Here is a 5,186-nt window from a genome sequence, read left to right on the forward strand (position 1 = left end):
AGCTTGACCATTCTGATATCTGTCTCTTTAGTTAGTGGGATCAGTCACAATAGCTACCCGTATGGCATCCAGCGATAATGAGGCTGATTGAATGCCAGCATTCAACTTTTCCTGGCGCTGTTTCAAATAATCCAGCTCTTGTTGTCGGATATTCGGGTTGACTTTTGCCAAGGCACTCAAACGCTGATACTCCTGCTCCAACTCATTATTCATATTAGCCAGTGCTTCCTGCTTTAATGTGTCTTCCATGTCTGTCACCGCATTTTTGGCCTGGGCGAGCAAGTTCTCGACAGGGCCACGGGCATGACGAATCAATTCCTGAGCTGTTGCTCTTGGGATGCGACCGGCTATTTTATTGAAATCATGCTCATCAAACACGGTTTGGTATTGTTTACCACGTTCATCCACCACCAGTCTAATGTGGCTTTCAGAAATAAAGCGTTGAATCTGTAGATCTCGTTCCGAAATAGTGCGCATAACAAATATGGCTTCCAGTAATAAACTGCCGGCTTTCACCTCATCAGTTGCTAAGGTACAAAATGCACTATTGCCTAAATCACTATTCAATACCATATCCATTGCGCCCAGCACCATAGGATGTTCCCATGTCAGAAAGCTCATATCCTCACGACCCAGTGCTTTGTGACGTTGATAGGTCGCAGTCAGTCCTTCATCTGGCAGTTCCGGGAACTGTGTCTGCATATGCGTGCCAGGTTCGATGATAATGCTGTCTGTGCTATGAGGATGTTGATCTACGCCGAAGGCATCAAACACATCATCCATAAAACCGGCCAACTCAAGTGAACGGGATAACATTTCAACATCCGCCACAACTGATTCTGCCTGAGTCTCATTGAAGGAATGACGCTCAAGTAAGCGATGGCGCCCAGACTGAAGTTCTGTCAGCGTTTGCTCGGAAACTTCCTGTGTTTGTTGTATCAGACTATCTAATAAACCCTGGTTTGCTGGTTCAGCCATGGCGGCTTCCAGTGCTGGTTTTGTCACATTCGCAATACGCTGTCCTGCAGCCAACACCTGTTCAAACGCATTCATACCCTGGTGATACCACTGCAATAAAATGGATTGTGCTGTATCGGCGTAATAAGGGACATGGATATGCACATCATGATGCTGCCCGATACGATCCAATCGACCAATCCGTTGTTCCAACAAATCCGGATTAACCGGTAAGTCAAATAACACCAGATGATGTGAAAACTGAAAGTTACGTCCTTCACTGCCGATCTCGGAACAAACAAGGCACTGCGCCCCATCTTCATCATCTGCAAAATAAGCTGCAGCACGGTCACGATTCACCAGGCTCAACCCTTCATGGAACACTGCTGAACGTATGCCTTGACTGATATTGAGATGGTTCTCAAGCTGTTGGGCGGTGTCAGCCTGAGCACAGATGATTAAGATTTTATCGTCGCGATGCGCTTTAAGAAAATCAACCAGCCAACTGACGCGGCTATCGTGTTTTAACCAGTCAACATCGGTGAAATGTTGTTCAGGCAAAATAATATGACTCAGATCTTCATCAGACAAAGCATCCGGAAGCGGCAATTCATATTGGTGAAGTAGTCGATTCGGGAAGCCTTTCACCACATCACGTGTATTTCGATACAGCACCCGACCGGTGCCATGTCTGTCGAGAAGTTGTTGAATGGCATCCACTTTTGTATCGATGTACGCTTCTTCAGCACTTAACTGCTCAAATAACATCTCATCGAGATATTCCTTAAGCTGTGACTGCTGCGCTGGTGATAATTGCGTCCAACTTTCTGCGGCATCAAGCTGTTCGATTAATTCGCTGACTGGTTGATATGCTGCTTCTTGCTTCACAAATGCATCAAAATCATAAAACTTATCAGAGTCGAGCAAACGTAGGCGCGCGAAATGACTTTCAATACCTAATTGTTCAGGGGTGGCCGTTAACAATAATAATGCCGGAATCTGAGCCGCGAGCGTTTCAACCAGTTGGTAACCCTCACTTGATTGTTCAGGTGACCATGCCAGGTGATGCGCTTCATCCACAATCAACATATCCCACTCTGTCGCCAACATGTCGACCTGCATCTGTGGGTTAGCCAATAGGTTATTTAACCCACACAACACCATTTGAGCACTCTCAAAAGGATTGCCTTCATCAAGTTCTTGCAGCGCGTCGTGCCTTTCGTGGTCAATCAAGGTAAAAGTCAGATTAAAGCGGCGGAGCATTTCCACTAACCATTGATGCAATAACGCATCTGGCACAACGATAAGTGCTCGTCTGACCTGACCGGATAAGACCTGTTTGTGCAAAATCAGACCTGCTTCAATGGTTTTACCGAGTCCGACTTCATCTGCCAGTAACACACGTGGTGCAAATCGTTGCGCTACCTGCTGAGCAATATATAGCTGATGTGGTAAAAGTTGAACACGGCCGCCTAATAAGCCATATGCCGGCGATTTTAGGAGTTCATGCTGATAATTGAGTGTTTTTGCACGTAATTCAAACTGACTGTTTTTATCGACCTGACCAGCGAAAAAGCGGTCTTGAGGCTGGTTAAAGTGAACACGGCTATCCAGATCCATTTCATGGATACTGATGGGTTCACCCGTCTCGGTATCGCCTTGATAGATATAACAACCATTAAAGGGTTGCACGGCGCTAATCACAAAACTCACATCCTCACGCGTGCTGACTTTATCCCCTTCAGAATAGATGACACGGCTTAAAGGCGCATTATCAGCAGCATAAAAACGACTCTCTGCCGCCGCGGGGAAGAATACTTCAATACGACGTCCACTGCTTTCCTGAATGATACCCAGACCAAGCTCTGCTTCGCTATTACTGACCCAGCGTTGGCCTACGATAAATGCACTTTCTGACAATGTGTTTTGCTCCGTTATCTCGATGTTTAATGTTCAACGGTTATCATCGCCAAACTGATTACTGAAGCATAATGATAACCGTCTGCTCAAACGCTTTTTATGACGGATAATATGTAGCCTCGTTGACGACAAAAATGTTGTTAGGCTCGATATGGTAAATTGTTGGCTTGTTTTTTCCTATAGCCGAGTGTTCATGGCCACAGAATTTTACACCGTTGAGACCACCACTGAGGTGGAATATGAAATAAAAAAGTCCCGTTTTATTGGCGTTATTATGCCCTGCCAGAGTGAAGATGACGCCCTCCGTAAATTAGGTCAACTCGCTCGACAACATCCACAAGCCAATCACCTCGCTTTTGCCTGGCGCATTCGCCAACCAGAAGGCTTTTTAACTGAACGTTTTCATGATGCCGGTGAGCCATCAGGTACAGCGGGTCGTCCGATACTCGCTCCTTTGGAAGGACAAAGTCTTATCAATACAGTCATTGGCGTAATTCGTTATTTTGGCGGTGTAAAACTGGGCACTGGCGGACTTACCCGCGCCTATGGCGCAGCAGCAAAACAAGCGATTGCTGAGGCTGATATCGTTAAATGGGTAGAAATGGCAGAAATGACATTAGAGATTGATTACTCACAGCTACAACTCCTCGAATACCAGCTCAAACAACTACGTGGAGAAATTATCGATCAGAGTTTTACGGATAAAGTCGTGGTTAGCATCATACTGCCTGCACAACATCAGCAAGCTATCCGACAACAATTTATTAGCGACTATTAGCCTCTAACATAATCAGTCGTCCATTAATATACGGTTTATTAAAGTGACATTTATCAGCAATATAGCTGATTGTATTACGGTGATATATGAATACATGCGTCGGATCATTCTTATAATTCCAGCGATGAAAATCGATCGCCTCATGATAGATCTCCGTCATACAAAATAGTCGCCCGCCTGGTTTTAAACAATCTCTGAGCAGAGCAAAACTGTTTGCCGGTTGATGGAAATGCTCGATGACTTCACAGCTGCAAATATAGTCGTATTGTTGCTTCAACAGCTCATCATCATTAAAAAATAACGGGTCATAGGCTGCAATGGTGAAACCTGACTGATTTAAGACATGTGTAATCACCGGTGCATGTCCTGCACCGAAATCAAGCCCCTGATGATGCGATTTAAAAAACTGTTGAACAGCTTGGGTAATCGGAGAAACAAAGTGTTGAAAGCGTTTATCTTCTACATCATTTAAATGTTCCAGATAACGGCTCTGTTCTGCTTGGCGATCCGGCCATAAGGCCGGATCCATAAACACGCCATAACAAAAATCACACTGATGATATAAACGGTGTTTGAACTGATAAAACACCCTGGCCTGATGTTGGCAGAGTGGACAGGAAACCGTCATCTAAATCGGTAAAAAGCTGGTAATAAAACCAATCAAGCCGCCAAACACCCCACCCCAGACCACTAGCCAGCCTAAATGAGTGCGTATCATGTCTTGAACCATATTCTTCACCATTAGCGGCGTGAGTTCATCAAGACGTGATTCCACTATATGTTCGATTTGCATATGGATATCATCAAACACGGCATGGCTGTTGAGTTTTGAACGAATACTTTGCTGAAATGAGTCACTGTGAGCAATATCATCCAAAGAACGTGTCATTTTTTTAATAAACGGCTCACGCAGGGGTTCGAGTGCAGACTTACCACCAAACATAGAGAGCATGCTGCCAAAAGACGACTCCATAATCGTCGCAACCAGACTATCGTAGACGGGTTCTAAATCCGTATTCTCAATAACATCCGAGAAATCCAGCGGGTGTTGCGCATTATCAGCGACCAGTTCAGCCAGAAATCTATCGACATTTTCTTTGCTAAAAAACTGTTGCATGACCAGCTTATGAATACCGGCCTTAAACTCAGCAAAACGCTCTACCACGACACCAGAACCATACAATCCCGGTACTTTCTCAAATAGCATATGAATGGCTATCCAGTTTGTCAGACTACCGGCCAGTGCAAACAAGCCGGTAGCCAGAATCGCCTTTGAGGCGTTTGAATCAATAAATAATCCGGTAGCAACAAATGTGGCTGCTACCAAGTGGGTTATTAAACTCTTATTCATCGGTCCATTTAGTGAGTGCGTTGATAATTTGTGAAGCTTGGTCACGGCTTGAAATATTAAATTTAGAACGCTGGCTGTACTCGCCATTGCGTTTTTGATAACGACGAATGGTGTATTTATCAGGACCAAAGTCACCGGTTTTACGATCAAGATCCTGATAACGGAACATTACTGTTGCCC

The 5,186-nt window shown here is 44.8% G+C and carries 4 protein-coding genes and 1 pseudogene; 1 reads left to right on the forward strand and 4 read right to left on the reverse strand.

From position 1 onward, the window contains the following. Positions 1-27: 27 nt before the first annotated feature. Complete coding sequence (rapA, locus tag B4K20_RS05285; protein ID WP_289282143.1) at positions 28-2,877, reverse strand: RNA polymerase-associated protein RapA; 2,850 nt, start codon at positions 2,875-2,877, stop codon at positions 28-30. 193 nt (positions 2,878-3,070) lie between these two features. Here rapA and B4K20_RS05290 point away from each other — a divergent pair, with 193 nt between their 5' ends. After that, positions 3,071-3,655: a YigZ family protein gene (locus B4K20_RS05290; protein WP_289282144.1), complete on the forward strand. Its 585-nt coding sequence runs from the start codon at positions 3,071-3,073 to the stop codon at positions 3,653-3,655. Here B4K20_RS05290 and B4K20_RS05295 read toward each other — a convergent pair. The 3 genes and pseudogenes from B4K20_RS05295 to B4K20_RS05305 all read right to left on the reverse strand — a co-directional run. After that, the gene (locus tag B4K20_RS05295) at positions 3,642-4,283 is read right to left on the reverse strand and encodes a class I SAM-dependent methyltransferase (RefSeq protein ID WP_289282145.1); all 642 of its coding nucleotides are present in this window, start codon (positions 4,281-4,283) and stop codon (positions 3,642-3,644) included. The two genes, B4K20_RS05290 and B4K20_RS05295, sit on opposite strands and share 14 nt — an antisense overlap. Beyond that, the gene (locus B4K20_RS05300) at positions 4,284-5,006 is read right to left on the reverse strand and encodes a DUF445 domain-containing protein (protein ID WP_289282146.1); all 723 of its coding nucleotides are present in this window, start codon (positions 5,004-5,006) and stop codon (positions 4,284-4,286) included. Then, a pseudogene (locus B4K20_RS05305) lies at positions 4,999-5,186 on the reverse strand (hypothetical protein); the annotation flags it as partial. The pseudogene B4K20_RS05305 and the gene B4K20_RS05300, both read right to left, overlap by 8 nt.

The sequence above is a fragment of the Methylophaga sp. UBA5088 genome, from assembly GCF_002414625.1.
GTDB lineage: Bacteria > Pseudomonadota > Gammaproteobacteria > Nitrosococcales > Methylophagaceae > Methylophaga > Methylophaga marina.

Coding starts and splice junctions, on each gene's coding strand:
- B4K20_RS05300 (WP_289282146.1), bottom strand. CDS start 5,006: ATGAATAAGAGTTTAATAACCCACTTGGTAGCAGCCACATTTGTTGCT.
- B4K20_RS05290 (WP_289282144.1), top strand. CDS start 3,071: ATGGCCACAGAATTTTACACCGTTGAGACCACCACTGAGGTGGAATAT.
- B4K20_RS05295 (WP_289282145.1), bottom strand. CDS start 4,283: ATGACGGTTTCCTGTCCACTCTGCCAACATCAGGCCAGGGTGTTTTAT.